Here is a 17,081-nt window from a genome sequence, read left to right on the forward strand (position 1 = left end):
CAGATTGCTCTACAAGACCCGAACCCGGATCGATCTCCTCTTCACGATGTCAGAAAACCCGCCAGGCTGCGCATTGCGCAAAGCCGGCGAATACAAGTTGCGGACGATGAGCCATCGTCGCTGTCCGGATGACAGCAACGAGGCGCGAGCATGGTCATGGCGATCAGCCCGGCTACGCTCCAAAGAGCTTCGCCGCGGCAGCCTTCGAAGGCCAGCCGAGCCGTAACTGGCGTCCCGCCAGCGAAGGCTGGTGGAGCCAGACGGGATCGAACCGACGACCTCATGCTTGCAAAGCACGCGCTCTCCCAGCTGAGCTATGGCCCCGTAACCAGAAGACGAATGCAGCGCTCGACAAAATGGTGGGCCTGGGAAGACTTGAACTTCCGACCTCACGCTTATCAAGCGCGCGCTCTAACCAACTGAGCTACAAGCCCTCAGCACGAGAGGCCGCAAGCAAACCACCGGCCGGCTGGCGCCAGGCCGATCGACTTGCGCGCACCCCAGGCGCGTGTTCGTCCGCGAAGAAAGAGAAACGAAGACGGCGAAATCCCGCCAATGAGGCTCGTATGACTTAGAGCCTCTGATGTTTCTAAAACAGGTCGATAACAGCAAGCTGTTGAAGACCCATCCTTAGAAAGGAGGTGATCCAGCCGCAGGTTCCCCTACGGCTACCTTGTTACGACTTCACCCCAGTCGCTGACCCTACCGTGGCCGGCTGCCCCCTTGCGGGTTAGCGCACCGTCTTCAGGTAAAGCCAACTCCCATGGTGTGACGGGCGGTGTGTACAAGGCCCGGGAACGTATTCACCGTGGCATGCTGATCCACGATTACTAGCGATTCCAACTTCATGGGCTCGAGTTGCAGAGCCCAATCCGAACTGAGACGGCTTTTTGAGATTTGCGAAGGGTCACCCCTTAGCTTCCCATTGTCACCGCCATTGTAGCACGTGTGTAGCCCAGCCCGTAAGGGCCATGAGGACTTGACGTCATCCCCACCTTCCTCGCGGCTTATCACCGGCAGTCTCCTTAGAGTGCTCAACTAAATGGTAGCAACTAAGGACGGGGGTTGCGCTCGTTGCGGGACTTAACCCAACATCTCACGACACGAGCTGACGACAGCCATGCAGCACCTGTGCTCCAGGCTCCGAAGAGAAGGTCACGTCTCTGCGACCGGTCCTGGACATGTCAAGGGCTGGTAAGGTTCTGCGCGTTGCGTCGAATTAAACCACATGCTCCACCGCTTGTGCGGGCCCCCGTCAATTCCTTTGAGTTTTAATCTTGCGACCGTACTCCCCAGGCGGAATGCTTAAAGCGTTAGCTGCGCCACTAGTGAGTAAACCCACTAACGGCTGGCATTCATCGTTTACGGCGTGGACTACCAGGGTATCTAATCCTGTTTGCTCCCCACGCTTTCGTGCCTCAGCGTCAGTAATGGCCCAGTGAGCCGCCTTCGCCACTGGTGTTCTTGCGAATATCTACGAATTTCACCTCTACACTCGCAGTTCCACTCACCTCTGCCATACTCAAGACTTCCAGTATCAAAGGCAGTTCTGGAGTTGAGCTCCAGGCTTTCACCTCTGACTTAGAAACCCGCCTACGCACCCTTTACGCCCAGTGATTCCGAGCAACGCTAGCCCCCTTCGTATTACCGCGGCTGCTGGCACGAAGTTAGCCGGGGCTTATTCTTGCGGTACCGTCATTATCTTCCCGCACAAAAGAGCTTTACAACCCTAGGGCCTTCATCACTCACGCGGCATGGCTGGATCAGGCTTTCGCCCATTGTCCAATATTCCCCACTGCTGCCTCCCGTAGGAGTTTGGGCCGTGTCTCAGTCCCAATGTGGCTGATCATCCTCTCAGACCAGCTACTGATCGTCGCCTTGGTGAGCCATTACCTCACCAACTAGCTAATCAGACGCGGGCCGATCTTTCGGCGATAAATCTTTCCCCGTAAGGGCTTATCCGGTATTAGCACAAGTTTCCCTGTGTTGTTCCGAACCAAAAGGTACGTTCCCACGCGTTACTCACCCGTCTGCCACTGACGTATTGCTACGCCCGTTCGACTTGCATGTGTTAAGCCTGCCGCCAGCGTTCGCTCTGAGCCAGGATCAAACTCTCAAGTTGGACTTGAACTTTGAACCGGCTGATCACAACGTTTGACGAGGTCCCACCATCACCAGCAATCCGAAGATCGCCAGTTCGTCGCAGCGCTTCACAGCGCTCGCGAACATGGTGTTTCCTTGAAAACGTGTACCGCCGAAGTCTTTCGTCCGGCCCCAACCCCAGAAAGCCGAAGCTTCCCAAAACCGAGACCCGCAAGGACTTCGCCGTCCACGTTTCTCTTTCTTCTTCTTCACTTGTCAAACAGCCCGAGATCCGAAGATCTCAACGAAGCCTGAGGTCACGAAGACCTTCGAGACTTCAACTCCTACACTTAATAGGAGCTTGGAAATCCAGACCGACGGCGAATGGCAACCGACAACTATCGGCTGCTGTTGCACTCATCGAATTCGATGGATGTTCCAGAGGCACGGAAGCTCGCTGGGGCCCGAAGGGCTCAGCGGCGCCGCGCTCAGTGGCCGTCTTATAGGCCCGCCCCCTTGGAGCTGTCAACGGCCTCGTCAGAAAAATGTCGTGCAGGTTGGGATGATTCAATTTCTGTAGTTTTCCCAAGGCTTTCTCGTCCCCAACGCCGCACTCAGGCCACATTCCGGAGGCGTTCTCCCCAGGCAGATCGAAAAGAACTGTTCGGCTCTCCGGGTCGGCGGACGGGGTCTTTGGGCCTCAGCGCGGCTCCTTCGGGTGAAGACAGCCGTCTTGGAGCAGCAAATGCGGCAATTGCCGCTTTCGATTGACGCAAATCGCCGGCGCCAGCACTTTGGCTGCCCGTGACAAGTGTCAGACCTGTGACTGTTGGCGTACGCCGTCAGAGGCGGACAAGCCGGCGGCAATCAGGTAGAAGGCTCCGGTCCGCGGGCGCGGAACGGGGACGTTGGATCGGCCGATGGCCTGATCGTTCAGACTAGCCGACCGGCCGCGAGCGTGGCCGATTGCGAAATCGGGGGACGACGGATTGAGCCAAAGGGTGTCACGCGGGCGCAGCACCGGGCGCGAGGTCGGCTATATCGACCTTGGTCACGAGCCGCCGCTTTCCGTCGACGGCTCCGAGGCCGCAGTCATCGATCGCCGACGCGTATCGGTGCAGTGGTTCAGCGGCACGATCCTGACCGGTCTCTGTGGTGCCGCGCTGATTGGCGGCGCGGTCTTCGCCTCGCTCGACGGCGAGACGACCTTCGCCAAAGCTCCCGAACTGGTTCAGGCCGCCCTCCGCGGCGCGTTCGGAGCCGACAAGACCGCCGCCCTGCATAAGAGCGACCGCCTGCCGCCGCCGAGCGAAGCCGCACTGGCCCGCAGCGTGATCCGGGTCTCCACAGTATCGCGGGTCGGCCAGCGCGATGTCGTCCGGGTCCGCCCCTTCGTCAAGATTTCCGGCAACCTGTCGCTGACCACCAGCGATCTGTCCGCCAAGATTCCCGCCTTCAATGCCCAGCGCATGCTGAGCGACGTCGGCGCCCCGGCGCAAAGCGCCGAAGATGCGCAGAATCCCGACGCGGTCGAGCCCGACGCCGAAGTCTCCTTCGTCACCCGCGATCTCGGCACCGTGCTGCCGCGCGCCAAGATCGCCGGCCAGATCGCACCCGATGAAATCCTGATGCGCGTGCGCGACGCCGCGAACTGGAAGGGCAACAGCGGCGTTCGTTACGCCAGCGCCGCCGGCGATTTCGGCGGTGACGTGAAACTCGCTTACGCCCCCGAAGGTCCATCCGCCGATCCTTACGCCGGCTTCGAAACCCGGATCATCCCGGAAAACGTGACACTGCTGCCGAAGACCAAGGAGCAGGTCACCGGCGGCAATCCGACCGGTGAACGGACTCACATCGTCAAGAAGGGCGACAGCGTCGTCTCGGTGCTGCGCGATCAGGGTGCCGCTGAAGAAGATGCCCGTGCGGTCGCCGCTGCGCTCGGCGCGCGCGGTCGCGACGGCGGCCTGAAGGAAGGCCAGAAACTACGCATCCTGATGGAATCGTCAGGCCCCGGCAAAGCGCCCCAACCGTTCCGCGTAATCGTCGCCAACGACTCCGCGGTCGAAGCGGTCGCAGCGCTCTCCGATCTCGGCCGCTACGTCGCCGTCGACGTTCAGAGCCTCAACACCGTCAGCGACACCGCCGACAACAGCGATGAGGACGAGGACGACGGCACCGGCGTCCGGCTGTATCAGTCGATCTACGAGACCGCGCTCCGCAACAAGGTGCCGCAGTCGGTGATCGACGACATGATCCGGATCTACTCCTACGACGTCGATTTCCAGCGCAAAGTCCAGGCCGGCGACTCGTTCGAAGTATTCTACGCCGGCGACGACGAAACCACTTCCACGGTCGAAAAGAACGACGTGCTGTTCGCCTCCCTCACCGTCGGCGGCGAAACCAAGAAGTACTACCGCTTCCAGACCCCCGACGACGCCGCGGTCGATTTCTACGACGAGACCGGCAAGAGCGCGAAGAAGTTCCTGGTCCGCAAGCCGGTCAACCAGGCGATCATGCGCTCCGGCTTCGGCGCCCGCCGCCATCCGATCCTCGGCTACGTCAAGATGCACACCGGCGTCGACTGGTCGACGCCCTACGGCACGCCGATCTTCGCCTCGGGCAACGGCGTGGTCGAAAAGTCCGGCTGGGAAGGCGGTTACGGCAAGTACATCCGTATCAAACACGCCAACGGCTACGAGACCGCCTACGGCCATATGTCGGCATTCGCCAAGGGCATGGAGCCCGGCAAGCGCGTGCGCCAGGGCCAGGTGATCGGCTTCGTCGGTTCGACCGGCCTGTCGACCGGCGCACACGTCCACTACGAAATCATCGTCAACGGTCGCTTCGTCGATCCGATGCGCGTGCGCCTGCCGCGCGGCCGGTCGCTCGAAGGCCCGATGCTCGCCGGCTTCGAGAAGGAACGCGACCGGCTCGACGCGATGATGACCGGCCGCGGCGGCGGACGACTGGCGGAAGATCTCACCGCCTCGGCCCCGGTTCGCACCTCCTCCACCGCGCAAGCGCGGCGCTGATCCTCGCTTAGTTCGAAGCCTGTCCCGCCGCGCAGCATTCCGCGGCGAGGAATCTGCTGCAGCGCGGCTTCGATTCCATTTGCCAACTTCCTAGCCCCGCCGAATACTCTCGCCATAACAACGAGAAGATCTCGGAGGGAATGCAATGAAGGGCAAACTTGCGCGCGGCGCGAGCGCGTTGACGATCGGCCTGCTGATGCTGTCCGCAGCACACGCCGACAGCTATCAGGTGACCAAGCTGGTCCCGGGCTCGGCGTTTCACGGCGTGCACGGCCTTGCGGTCGACAAGGCCGGCAAACTGTTCGCCGGCAGCGTCGCCGGCGCGGCGCTGTATGAGGTCGATCGCGCCGCCGGCACGGCCAAGATCGCGGTGCCAACGCCGGAAGGCATGGCCGACGATATCGCGATCGCGCCGGACGGCACGATGGCGTGGACCGGCTTCCTCACCGGCGATCTCTATGCACGCAACGGCGACGGCCCGATCAAGAAGCTCGCCTCCGGCCTGCCCGGCATCAACTCGCTGGCCTTCCGCAAGGACGGGCGGCTTTATGCGACCCAGGTGTTTCTCGGCGACGCGCTGTACGAGATCGACGTCGAGGGCGCCAAGCCGCCACGCAAGATCATGGAGAAGATGGGCGGTCTGAACGGCTTCGAGTTCGGCCCCGACGACAAGCTGTACGGCCCGCTGTGGTTCAAGGGGCAGATCGTCAAGGTCGACGTCGACAAAGGCGAGCTCAGCGTCGTTGCCGACGGCTTCAAGGTGCCGGCAGCCGCGAATTTCGACTCCAAGGGCAATCTGTGGGCGCTCGATACGGCGCAGGGTCAGCTCGTCAAGATCGATCCGAAGACCGGCGCCAAACAGATGGTGGCGCAGCTCAAACCGTCGCTCGACAATCTCGCGATCGATGCCAATGACCGCATCTACGTCTCCAATATGGCCGACAACGGCATCCAGGAAGTCGATCCCGCAACCGGCGCGGCCAAGCAGGTGATCATCGGCAAGCTGGCATTTCCCGGCGGCATCGGCGTCGTGTCCGACGGCGGCAAGGACACCATCTATGTCGCCGACGTCTTCGCCTATCGCACCGTCGACGGCGCCAGCGGCGACGTGCGCGAAGTGGCGCGGATGCACGCTGACGGCACCACGCTCGAATATCCGATGAGCGCCACCGCCAAGGGCGACGAGGTGATCCTGTCGAGCTGGTTCACCGGCACGGTGCAGACGATCGACCGCAAGACCGGTCAGAGCCGCGACATGCTGCATGGCTTCAAGGCGCCTTACGACGCGATCCGGCTCGGCGACGGCAAGCTGCTGGTTGCCGAACTCGGCACCAAGTCGCTCGTCGAAGTCTCCGGCGAGCACGGCAAGGACCGCAAGGCGATCGCCACCGATCTGGCTGGTCCGGTCGGCCTGGTGCTCGGCAAGGACAACGCGGTGTATGTCAGCGAAGCGTTTGCCGGCCAGATCAGTAAGATCGACCCGGCGACCGGCGCCAAGACCGTCGTCGCCAAGGACCTGAAGATGCCGGAAGGGATTGCGCTGACGCCATCCGGCAAGCTGATCGTCGCCGAAGTCGGCGCCAAGCGCGTCGTCGAAGTCGATCCAGCCAGCGGCAGCGTCACCGAAATCGCCGGCAATCTGCCGATCGGCCTCGTGGGCGCGCCCGGCCTGCCGCCGACCAACATGCCGACCGGAGTTGGTGTCGGTGCCGGCGGCACGATCTACGTGTCGTCGGACATCGAGAACGCGATCTACAAGATCGAAAAGAAGTAGGCCGAAACGCGACGTGCTCCGCAGCGATCACTGCGGAGCACGTCGTCAACTTCTCATCCTGTCATTGCGAGGAGCGAAGCGACGAAGCAATCCAGGCTCGGTCCACGGAGCCTCTGGATTGCTTCGCTGCGCTCGCAATGACGACGCGCGTCAGTTCAGCATCCGCTTCGGCGGCCTTCCGGTGAACGGCTCGATGTCCGCGCTGTGCGGCGGCTTGCCGTTGAAGGTCAGCACGCCGCCTTCGGCCGAGATCGCGACGTGGTCGCCGTCCTTGACGGTGCCTTCGAGGATCATCTCGGCGAGCGGGTCCTGCACACTGCGCTGGATCACCCGCTTCAAGGGGCGGGCGCCGTAAGCCGGATCCCAGCCCTTCTCGGCCAGCCAGTCGCGGGCCGCAGCATCGAGATCGAGCACGATCTTGCGGTCCTCGAGCAGCTTGGTGAGCCGCGCGAACTGGATGTCGACGATCCGGCCCATCTCGCTCTTCTGCAATCGGTGGAACAGGATGATCTCGTCGACGCGGTTGAGGAATTCGGGGCGGAAGTGCGCCCGCACCATTCCCATCACCTGCTCGCGCACCGCGCCGGTGTCCTCGCCCTCCGCTTGGGCGACCAGATACTCCGAGCCGAGATTCGAGGTCATCACGATCAGCGTGTTGCGGAAGTCCACGGTGCGGCCCTGACCATCGGTCAGGCGGCCGTCATCGAGCACCTGCAGCAGCACGTTGAACACGTCCGGATGCGCCTTTTCGATCTCGTCGAACAGGATCACCTGATACGGCCGGCGCCGCACCGCTTCGGTCAGCACGCCGCCTTCGTCGTAGCCGACATAGCCGGGAGGTGCGCCGATCAGCCGGGCCACGGAGTGCTTCTCCATGAACTCCGACATGTCGATGCGGACCATCGCGGTCTCATCGTCGAACAGATATTCGGCGAGCGCTTTGGTCAGCTCGGTCTTGCCGACGCCGGTCGGACCCAAGAACATGAACGAGCCCATCGGCCGGTTCGGGTCCTGCAGGCCGGCCCGCGCGCGGCGGACCGCGGTCGAGACCGCGTGCACGGCTTCGAACTGCCCGACCACGCGCTGGCCGAGCTGCTCTTCCATCCGCAGCAGCTTTTCCTTCTCGCCTTCGAGCATCTTGTCGACCGGCACGCCGGTCCAACGCGACACCACCTGAGCAATGTGGTTGGCGGTGACCGCCTCCTCCACCATCGCGCCGGAGTTCTCGTTGGCTTCGATCTCGGCGATCTTCTTCTCGAGCTCCGGAATCCGACCATAGGCGAGCTCGCCTGCGCGCTGATACTCGCCGCGGCGCTGCGCGTTGGCGAGCTCGATCCGCAGAGCGTCGAGTTCGCTCTTCAGCTTCTGAGCGTCCGACAGCTTGTTCTTCTCGGCACTCCAGCGCTGGGTCAGCGCCGCCGACTTCTCTTCGAGATCGGCAAGCTCCTTCTCCAGCGTCACCAGGCGCGCCTTGGAGCCCGGATCGCTTTCCTTCTTCAGCGCCTCCTGCTCGATCTTGAGCCGCACGATTTCGCGGTCCATCGAGTCGAGCTCTTCGGGCTTGGAGTCGACCTGCATCTTCAACCGCGCCGCGGCCTCGTCCATCAGGTCGATCGCCTTGTCGGGCAGGAAGCGGTCGGTGATGTAGCGGTTCGACAGCGTGGCCGACGCCACGATCGCCGAGTCGGCGATGCGCACGCCGTGGTGCTGCTCGTACTTGTCCTTCAGGCCGCGCAGGATCGAGATGGTGTCCTCGACCGTCGGCTCGGTGACGAACACCGGCTGGAAGCGCCGCGCCAAAGCGGCGTCCTTTTCGACGTGCTTGCGATACTCGTCGAGCGTGGTGGCGCCGATGCAGTGCAGTTCGCCGCGCGCCAGCGCGGGCTTCAGCAGGTTCGACGCGTCCATCGCGCCGTCCGCCTTGCCCGCGCCGACCAGGGTGTGCATCTCGTCGATGAACAGGATGATGCCGCCCTCGGCCGCAGTGACCTCGGTGAGCACGGCCTTCAGCCGCTCCTCGAACTCGCCGCGATATTTCGCACCCGCAATCAACGCGCCCATGTCGAGCGCGAGCAGCTTCTTGTCCTTCAGGCTCTCCGGCACGTCGCCGTTGAGGATGCGCAGCGCCAGGCCCTCTACGATCGCGGTCTTACCGACGCCGGGTTCGCCGATCAGCACGGGGTTGTTCTTGGTACGCCGCGACAGAACCTGGATGGTGCGGCGAATCTCCTCGTCACGGCCGATCACCGGGTCGAGCTTGCCGTCGCGCGCCGCCTGGGTCAGATCGCGGGCGTATTTCTTCAGCGCGTCATAGGCGTTTTCGGCCGTCGCCGAATCCGCGGTACGGCCCTTGCGCAGGGCGTTGATGGCTGCGTTGAGGTTCTGCGGGGTGACACCGCCCTTGGTGAGCAGCTGGCCGGCCTCGCTGTCTTTATCCAGCGACAGCGCAAGCAGCAGCCGCTCGACGGTGACGAAGCTGTCGCCCGCCTTCTCGGCGGCCTTCTCGGCGGCGTCGAACGCCCGGGCGGTCGCCGGGGCCAGATAGACCTGGCCGGCGCCCGAGCCGGACACCTTCGGCATCTTGCCGAGCGCCTCTTCGGTCGCCTTCAGGATCGCACGCGAATTGCCGCCGGCACGGTCGATCAGACCGCCCGCCAGCCCTTCGGAATCGTCGAGCAGCACTTTCAGAATGTGCAGCGGCGAGAACTGCTGATGGCCCTCTCGCATCGCCAGCGATTGCGCCGACTGGATGAAGCCGCGCACACGTTCGGTATATTTTTCTACGTTCATTGGTTCGGTCCCTCAGCCTGCCCTCGGCGCCTTCGAAAAGCGCGCCCGACGGCATCTTCATTGGGGTTCCGCCGGCCGCGCTGACATTCCTCAGCCGGGGGCGGTCGTCACCGTGCGGACCGCATCGGCTTGACGGAAATGTGGGCATCTGTTCCGGCAAACGGAAGGCCCCGGCTCACATTTTCGTGGGCTGCCGAAGCCGGCGCGATCCCTTAAAGACCCGCCATGACAGACCTTGCACTCGCCTCCGTCGCCTCGATCTACCGCTATCCGGTCAAGGGCTTGTCGCCCGAGCCGTTACCCACCGTCGCCCTGGATGTCGGCCAGACCTTGCCCGGCGACCGGGCGTTCGCGATCGAAAACGGGCCGATCGGGTTCGACCCGGCCAATCCCCGCTACTTCCCCAAGATCAGGTTTCTGATGCTGATGCGCAACGAGCGGCTCGCCGCCCTGCGCAGCCGTTATGACGCCGCGACCGGCGAGCTCAGCATCTCCCGCGACGGCGCCGAACTGGCCCGCGGCGATCTTCGGACCGAACCCGGCCGGGCCGCGATCGAGGGGTTCTTCGCCGGCTATTGCGCCGACGAGCTGCGCGGACCGCCCAAGCTGCTGGCCGGCCAAGGCCACAGCTTCTCGGACGTCGCGCGCAAGGTGGTGTCGATCATCAACCTCGCCAGCGTCGCGGCGCTGGAAGCCATGATCGGCCGCCCGGTCGATCCGCTGCGCTTCCGCGGCAACCTCTATGTCCAGGGCTGGCCGGCCTGGCACGAATTCGACCTGATGGACCTGACGCTGCTGATCGGCAACGTCAAGCTCAAGGTGGTCAAACGCATCGTCCGCTGCGCCGCCACTAATGTCGACCCGCAGACCGCCGCCCGCGACATGGCGATCCCCGAGACCCTGCAGCAGAACCTCGGCCACGCCGATTGCGGGGTCTATGCCGAAGTGATCGAAGCCGGCGACCTCGCGCAGGGCGATGCGGTGCAGGTCGAGCAGGCGGCGTTGTTCGCGTAGCGTGCTTGCAGGATCGCGCTCAACACCCCTGAGGTCATCGCCGGGCTCGACCCGGCGATCCATCTTCTTCGAAGAGGCGCGCTCCGCGCGCGATGGATCCGCGGGCCTTCGCCGCGCCGAAGCGGCTTCGGCCGCGCAGGCGGGTCGAGCCCGCGGATGACGTTGTGCCTTGAGGGAAGCTCCTCGCCTCAGCTCGACGGCATCACGTAGGCGTAGATGCGGCTCTTCGAATACACCGACTCGGCGACGCGGTGGCTGTGATTGCCAGACACCACGATCGGGTTGCCGTTCGCATCGATGCCGCTGACGACGCCGACATGGCCGCCGCGCTTGCCGCGCGACATCACCGCGATCGCGCCGACCTGCGGACCGGAGATGCGCTGGCCGTAGCGCGCGAACGAACTCGCCATGTCCGAACCGGTGCCCTGATGGCCGGTGCGCTCAAGCACCATGTTCATGAACCGCGCACACCACAGCGCACGACGGCCGGTCGGATTGCCGCTGCCGATGTAGCTGCGCGCAGCTTCCACCAGGCTCGAGCCGGTACCGCCGCCATTCCACGACTGCGTTTGGAAGTCCTGCTGCTGGGCGGCGAGGCGCTGACGACGGCTGGTGCGCTTCTGCGTCGCGGGCTGCAGCTGCGGCTGCGCCATCGCGGCCGAGACATCCATGGCCGGATCGTTAGCGGGGAAACCGAAAGCCGACGGCGCGACCTCCGCCTGCTGCTGCGCGATGCGGCCGTGACGGCGCCAAGCGTGCGAGCGACGATGATGGTGCGCGTGACGAGACGCGGAGTGATGCGAATAGCTGGACGCGTGAGCGTGGTGACGATGCAGCGGCTTGGCCGATGCGGGAGCGGCGATCGCCGCGAGCGCCACGAACGACAGGGCGGCAGCGACGAAGCGGAACAATCCAAACGCAGAAAACACAACCATACAGACTCTCTCTCCCGGAACTCCTCGAGACGCGCCGACCCGCACGGGCCGACATCGGGGTCGACGCGTTAATCGATCAGGGATGGCGAGAGGATGGCTTTGAGAAAGCGAGAGTCAGATTTTAGGGGAAATTTCGAGGAAATTTCATGATACGCAACATTTGTACACGTATCGCGTGCGGTGAACTGATCACCGCACGTATTAACGACTTATTAAGTACGACTAAGGTGCCACGTAGTCGGCGGCCTGCAGCGGCGGTTTTTTCTGCGCGCGGCTGAGCAAAAACACCCCCTGCTCACCAAACATATTCCAGAACCACCACGGCGCATTCAGCCGCAGCGGCCGACCGTAGCGGTCGAGCGCCACCGCGCGCTCCATCTTGACGCCGATCTCATCGCACAGCCCGATGAAGTCCTTGATCGTACAGAAGTGAATGTTCGGCGTGTCGTACCAGGTCGCCGGCAGGTTCTCGGTGCGCGGCATCTGACCGTGGATCAGCAGCTGCAGCCGCATGTTGATGTAGCCGAAGTTCGGAAACGACACGATCGCGCGGCGACCGATCCGCAGCAGATTCTCCAGCACCTCTTTCGGCTGCCGCGTCGCCTGCAGCGTCTGCGACAGGATCACGTAGTCGAACGCATCGTCGACGTAGTGATCGAGGTCGGTGTCGGCGTCGCCCTGCACCACCGCAAGGCCGCGCGCGACGCAGCGATTGACGCCCTCGCGCGACAGCTCGATGCCGCGGCAATCGACGCCGCGGGATTCGAGGAGCTGCATCAGATCGCCTTCGCCGCAGCCGACGTCGAGCACCTTCGAGCCGGTCTCGACCATATCGGCGACCAGCAGATGGTCGGCACGATGCACGCGCAGTTGCGGACGCGCGTTATCTTCCAGCGGCAAACCTTCCTGCACCGACATGATCAGTGCTCCGCCTTGCCGAGGCCGCGCGCAGTGCCGGCCGATTGCAGGAAAGCGCGCGCGATATCGATGAACTCCGGCTCGTCGAGCAGGAACGCGTCGTGGCCCTTGTCGGTGACGATCTCGGCGAACGAAACCCGTGCGCCGCCGGCGTTCAGGGCATGCACGATGGCGCGCGATTCCGACGTCGGAAACAGCCAGTCCGAGGTGAACGACACGACGCAAAACCGCGTTTGCGTGCCGCGGAACGCGGCAGCCAGCACGCCGTCATGGTCGGCCGCGATATCGAAGTAATCCATCGCACGGGTCAGATACAGATACGAGTTGGCGTCGAACCGCTCGACGAAGGAGGAGCCTTGATAGCGCAAGTAACTCTCGACCTGGAAATCGGCGTCGAACGAAAACGTCGGCAGGTCGCGATCCTGCATCTTGCGGCCGAACTTGCGATGCAGCGCCGCGTCCGACAGGTAGGTGATGTGCGCGGCCATCCGCGCCACCGCGAGGCCGCGATGCGGGAAACAGCCGTGCTCGAAGTAGCGGCCGTGCTGCCAATCCGGATCGGCCATCACCGCCTGGCGGCCGAGCTCGTGGAAGGCGATGTTCTGCGCCGAGTGCCGGGTCGCGCAGGCGATCGCCAGCGCCGAGAACACCCGCTCCGGGAACGCCACCGACCATTGCAGCACCTGCATGCCGCCCATCGAGCCGCCGACGACGCAGAACAGTTTGTCGATGCCGAGCCGGTCGATCAGCATCGCCTGGGCGCGCACCATGTCGGGGATGGTGATGACCGGGAAATCCAGCCCCCAGGGCCTGCCGGTGGCGGGGTTGGTGGAGGCGGGGCCGGTGGAGCCCATGCAGCCGCCGATCACGTTCGAGCAGATCACGAAAAAGCGGTCGGTATCGATCGGCTTGCCGGGGCCGACCAGGGTCAGCCAGCCGCCGGGTTTGCCGGTAATCGGATGCACGTTGGCGATGTGCTGATCCATCGTCAGGGCGTGGCAGACCAGGATGGCGTTGCTCTTGTCGGCGTTCAGCGTGCCGTAGGTCTGGTAGGCGATCTGGAATGGGCTGAGCTCGATGCCGCAATCCAGCGGCAGCGGCTGGTCGGCCCCGAACTGCGCGATGAGCGAATGCGGGTGGTCGACCTCCTGGGTCCGCTCGCCGGCGGCGATCTTCTGTCCCTTCACCGAATGGATATTCATCATACGCCTGCCAACGGCCTCGACATCCCGGGATGCCCCGGTTCGACCTCAGATAAGAACGGCAGGGCGAATAAAAAACCCGGCCTGAACATTGGTTCGGCCGGGATCGGAACTGTCCCCGGCCTGTTTAGCGAGTTGTTTAACGTGGCTGCAAGCCGGCCGGCTCAAATGACCACGAGTTCTGGTCCGGACGATAATTGCAAAGCCGAAAGCCGTCAACACGACGGCCGCGCAGCCTGGCCCGGAAAGGGTCAATGTTTCCTTTGCCTTCGCTGCCCCCGTTTCTTAAGCAGAAGGACGCACCGCGGCACCGCCGCGACTGCCGATCCCCGTTTCTGTCCGAGGTTCTAAAAGCAATGACCAAGCCGCCCTCGCCGCCGTCGCTCGCCGACCTGCGCCAGGAGATCGACAGCATCGACGAGCAGGTGCACCAGCTGCTGATGCAGCGCGGCGAGATCATCGACCGGCTGATCGCCGTGAAGCAGACCCAGGAGGTCGGCTCGGCATTCCGCCCGGCGCGCGAGGCCGACATGATGCGGCGGCTGGTGCAGCGGCACCACGGCATCCTGCCGCTCGACACCGTCGAGAGCATCTGGCGGGTCATCATCGCGACTTTTACCTATGTGCAGGCGCCGTTCTCGGTGCACGCCGACCAGTCGCTCGGCGAGTCGGCGATGCGGGATTCCGCCCGCTTCCATTTCGGCTTCACGGTGCCCTACGTGGCGCACTTCTCGGCGTCGGCGGCGGTCGAGGCGGTGGCGAAATCCAAGGGCGACCTGGCGCTGGTGTCGGCGACCTCGGGCAACAATCCGTGGTGGCTGGCGCTGGAAGCCGACGGCGCGCCGAAGATCATCGCCCGGCTGCCGTTCATCGAGCGCGCCGACCACCCGGCCGCGCTGCCGGTCTTCGTGGTGTCCCGGGTCGCCGACAGCGCCATGGTCACCGAGGTCGAGACCTGGAGCATCCGGGTGTCGGGCTGGAGCGCCGATACCGCCCGGGCACTGTCACCGCTGGCCGAGGTCGTGGCGGTGCCGGATACCGCTTTTGACGGCGCCGCCCTGCTGGTGTCGATCCCGGCGCCCGGCGGCCTCGATCAGATCAAGGCTGCTCTGATCGCAGCGGGGGCCTCCCTCCGTTCGTCGGCCCTCGTCGGCAGCCACGCAAGGCGCTATACGGTGCCCCCGAGCGGCAAGTCCGCGTAATTGCCGGCTCTCAGCCGCCCGACGATTTTTCCGGAGTTGACGATGTCACGTCCCGTGCCGAATCCCGGCATCCTCGATATTGCGCCCTACACCCCTGGCAAAAGCCCGGTGGCCGAACCCGGCCGCAAGGTGTTCAAGCTCTCGGCCAACGAGACCCCGTTCGGCCCGTCGCCGCACGCGATCGCGGCCTATAAGAGCGCGGCGGATCATCTCGAGGACTATCCGGAAGGCACCTCGCGGATTCTGCGCGAAGCGATCGGCAAGGCCTACGGCCTCGATCCCGACCGCATCGTCTGCGGCGCCGGCTCGGACGAGATCCTCAATTTGCTGGCGCACACCTATCTGGCGCCCGGCGACGAGGCGATTTCGAGCCAGCACGGCTTCCTGGTGTATCCGATCGCCACGCTGGCGAACGGCGCCAAGAACGTGGTCGCGCCCGAGAAGAACCTGACCACCGACGTCGACGCGATCCTGGCAGCGGTGACGCCGAACACCAAGCTGGTGTGGCTCGCCAACCCGAACAATCCGACCGGCACCTACATCCCGTTCGACGAGGTCAAGCGGCTGCGCGCCGGCCTGCCCAGCCATGTGGTGCTGGTGCTCGACGCCGCCTATGCCGACTACGTGATGAAGAATGACTACGAGCTCGGCATCGAACTGGTATCGACCACCGAGAACACCGTGCTGACCCACACCTTCTCCAAGGTGCACGGCCTCGCCGCGCTGCGCGTCGGCTGGATGTTCGGCCCGGCCAATATCGTCGATGCGGTCAACCGCATTCGCGGGCCGTTCAACGTCTCGGTGCCGGCGCAGCTCGCTGCGGTCGCGGCGATCCAGGACACCGGCCATGTCGAGCGCTCGCGCGCCCACACCGACAAGTGGCGCAACACCCTGGCCGAAGAGCTGCCGAAGCTCGGGCTGACGGTGACGCCGAGCGTCTGCAACTTCGTGCTGATCCACTTCCCGACCACCAAGGGCAAGACCGCGGCGGAAGCCGACGCGTTCCTGACCAAGCGTGGCCTGGTGCTGCGCGCGCTCAACAATTACGGCCTGCCGCATGCGCTGCGCATGACCATCGGCACCGACGAAGCCAACGCGCTGGTGCTGGAAAACTTGCGCGAGTTCATGGGCCAGCCATGAACTCTGCGCCGATGTTTCGCAAAGTCGCGCTGATCGGCTTCGGCCTGATCGGCGGTTCGATTGCGCGTGGAGCGAAGTCGCTCGGCCTTGCCGGCGAGATCGTCACCACCGCGCGCTCGGCAGAGACCCGGGCGCGGGTGCGCGAACTCGGCATCGTCGACCGCGTGGTCGAGAGCAACGCCGAAGCCGCCGAGGGCGCCGATCTCGTCATTCTGTGCATCCCGGTCGGCGCCTGCGGCGATGTCGCCAAGGAGATCGCGCCGCATCTGAAGCATGGCGCGATCGTCTCCGACGTCGGCTCGGTCAAGGCCGCGGTCGTGAAGGCGATGGCGCCGTTCCTGCCGGAGGACGTTCACTTCGTGCCGGCGCATCCGGTCGCCGGAACCGAGAACTCCGGCCCGGATTCCGGATTCGCCGAGCTGTTCATTAACCGCTGGTGCATTCTGACGCCGCCCGAAGGCACCAACGCCGAAGCGACCGAAAAGCTCGCCGCGTTCTGGCGCGCGCTCGGCGCCAATGTCGAGATCATGACGCCCGAACACCACGATTTGGTGCTCGCGGTGACCAGCCATCTGCCGCATCTGATCGCCTACACGATCGTGTCGACCGCCGAAGAACTCGAAGGCGTGACGCAATCGGAAGTGCTGAAGTTCTCGGCCGGCGGTTTTCGCGATTTCACCCGCATCGCCGCGTCCGATCCGACGATGTGGCGCGACGTGTTCCTGACCAACAAGGACGCCGTGCTGGAGATGCTCGGCGAATTCCAGGAAGACCTGTCGAAGCTGACCCGCGCCATCCGCCGCGGCGACGGCGACGCGCTGTTCGACCACTTCACCCGCACCCGCGCCATCCGCCGCGGCATCGTCCAGATCGGTCAGGACGAAGCCGCCCCAGACTTCGGGCGGCGGCACAAGCAGCTCGGCCAAGGGGCGGAGTAAGACGCGGAGTAACAAGTCGGCGCGTCCGCCTCTTGCAGATCGAAGTGGTCGTGG

Annotated in this window: 10 protein-coding genes, 2 tRNA genes, 1 rRNA gene and 1 riboswitch; of the genes, 6 read left to right on the forward strand and 7 right to left on the reverse strand. The window is 64.3% G+C overall.

Annotation, left to right across the window (positions count from 1 at the left end; all coding sequences use genetic code 11):
* Positions 1-248 precede the first annotated feature (248 nt).
* The 3 genes from LRC39_RS22430 to LRC39_RS22440 form a co-directional block, all read right to left on the reverse strand.
* A tRNA-Ala gene (locus tag LRC39_RS22430) sits at positions 249-324 on the reverse strand.
* A gap of 33 nt (positions 325-357) precedes the next feature.
* Positions 358-434: transfer RNA gene (locus LRC39_RS22435), tRNA-Ile, on the reverse strand.
* A gap of 200 nt (positions 435-634) precedes the next feature.
* Positions 635-2,122, reverse strand: a 16S ribosomal RNA gene (locus LRC39_RS22440).
* A 949-nt stretch (positions 2,123-3,071) separates the two neighbouring features.
* Here LRC39_RS22440 and LRC39_RS22445 point away from each other — a divergent pair.
* Complete coding sequence (locus tag LRC39_RS22445) at positions 3,072-5,114, forward strand: M23 family metallopeptidase (RefSeq protein ID WP_205502747.1); 2,043 nt, start codon at positions 3,072-3,074, stop codon at positions 5,112-5,114.
* A 145-nt stretch (positions 5,115-5,259) separates the two neighbouring features.
* Entirely contained in the window at positions 5,260-6,888 is a 1,629-nt protein-coding gene (locus LRC39_RS22450) for a hypothetical protein (RefSeq protein WP_346295680.1), read from the forward strand.
* Positions 6,889-7,038: 150 nt separating this feature from the next.
* On the opposite strand, the gene clpB is transcribed toward LRC39_RS22450, so the two are convergent.
* On the reverse strand, positions 7,039-9,678 hold the full coding sequence (gene clpB / locus LRC39_RS22455) for an ATP-dependent chaperone ClpB (RefSeq protein ID WP_107356953.1): 2,640 nt from the start codon (positions 9,676-9,678) through the stop codon (positions 7,039-7,041).
* A 225-nt stretch (positions 9,679-9,903) separates the two neighbouring features.
* On the opposite strand from clpB, the gene LRC39_RS22460 reads away from it, so the two are divergent.
* Complete coding sequence (locus LRC39_RS22460) at positions 9,904-10,692, forward strand: MOSC domain-containing protein (protein ID WP_346295681.1); 789 nt, start codon at positions 9,904-9,906, stop codon at positions 10,690-10,692.
* A gap of 188 nt (positions 10,693-10,880) precedes the next feature.
* On the opposite strand, the gene LRC39_RS22465 is transcribed toward LRC39_RS22460, so the two are convergent.
* From LRC39_RS22465 to metX, 3 genes are all read right to left on the reverse strand, one after another.
* Entirely contained in the window at positions 10,881-11,627 is a 747-nt protein-coding gene (locus LRC39_RS22465) for a TIGR02594 family protein (protein WP_263989719.1), read from the reverse strand.
* Positions 11,628-11,849: 222 nt separating this feature from the next.
* On the reverse strand, positions 11,850-12,545 hold the full coding sequence (gene metW / locus LRC39_RS22470) for a methionine biosynthesis protein MetW (protein WP_346295682.1): 696 nt from the start codon (positions 12,543-12,545) through the stop codon (positions 11,850-11,852).
* Between the two features lie 2 nt (positions 12,546-12,547).
* Positions 12,548-13,747 carry a homoserine O-acetyltransferase MetX gene (gene metX, locus LRC39_RS22475; protein ID WP_430624911.1) on the reverse strand — a complete coding sequence of 400 codons (1,200 nt, stop codon included), beginning with the start codon at positions 13,745-13,747 and terminating at the stop codon, positions 12,548-12,550.
* 106 nt (positions 13,748-13,853) lie between these two features.
* Positions 13,854-13,933: riboswitch (SAM riboswitch) on the reverse strand.
* Between the two features lie 170 nt (positions 13,934-14,103).
* On the opposite strand from metX, the gene LRC39_RS22480 reads away from it, so the two are divergent.
* The 3 genes from LRC39_RS22480 to LRC39_RS22490 are packed head-to-tail and all read left to right on the forward strand — an operon-like array spanning position 14,104 to position 17,027.
* A complete protein-coding gene (locus LRC39_RS22480; RefSeq protein ID WP_346295684.1) occupies positions 14,104-14,949 on the forward strand; it encodes a chorismate mutase in 846 nt (281 codons plus the stop codon).
* Between the two features lie 42 nt (positions 14,950-14,991).
* Positions 14,992-16,089 carry a histidinol-phosphate transaminase gene (gene hisC / locus LRC39_RS22485; protein ID WP_107357621.1) on the forward strand — a complete coding sequence of 366 codons (1,098 nt, stop codon included), beginning with the start codon at positions 14,992-14,994 and terminating at the stop codon, positions 16,087-16,089.
* The gene (locus LRC39_RS22490; RefSeq protein WP_107356958.1) at positions 16,086-17,027 is read left to right on the forward strand and encodes a prephenate/arogenate dehydrogenase family protein; all 942 of its coding nucleotides are present in this window, start codon (positions 16,086-16,088) and stop codon (positions 17,025-17,027) included. Before hisC ends, LRC39_RS22490 begins: the two co-directional genes overlap by 4 nt.
* Positions 17,028-17,081 lie beyond the last annotated feature (54 nt).

This window comes from Rhodopseudomonas sp. P1 (assembly GCF_039642825.1).
Classification (GTDB): Bacteria; Pseudomonadota; Alphaproteobacteria; order Rhizobiales; family Xanthobacteraceae; genus Rhodopseudomonas; species Rhodopseudomonas palustris_H.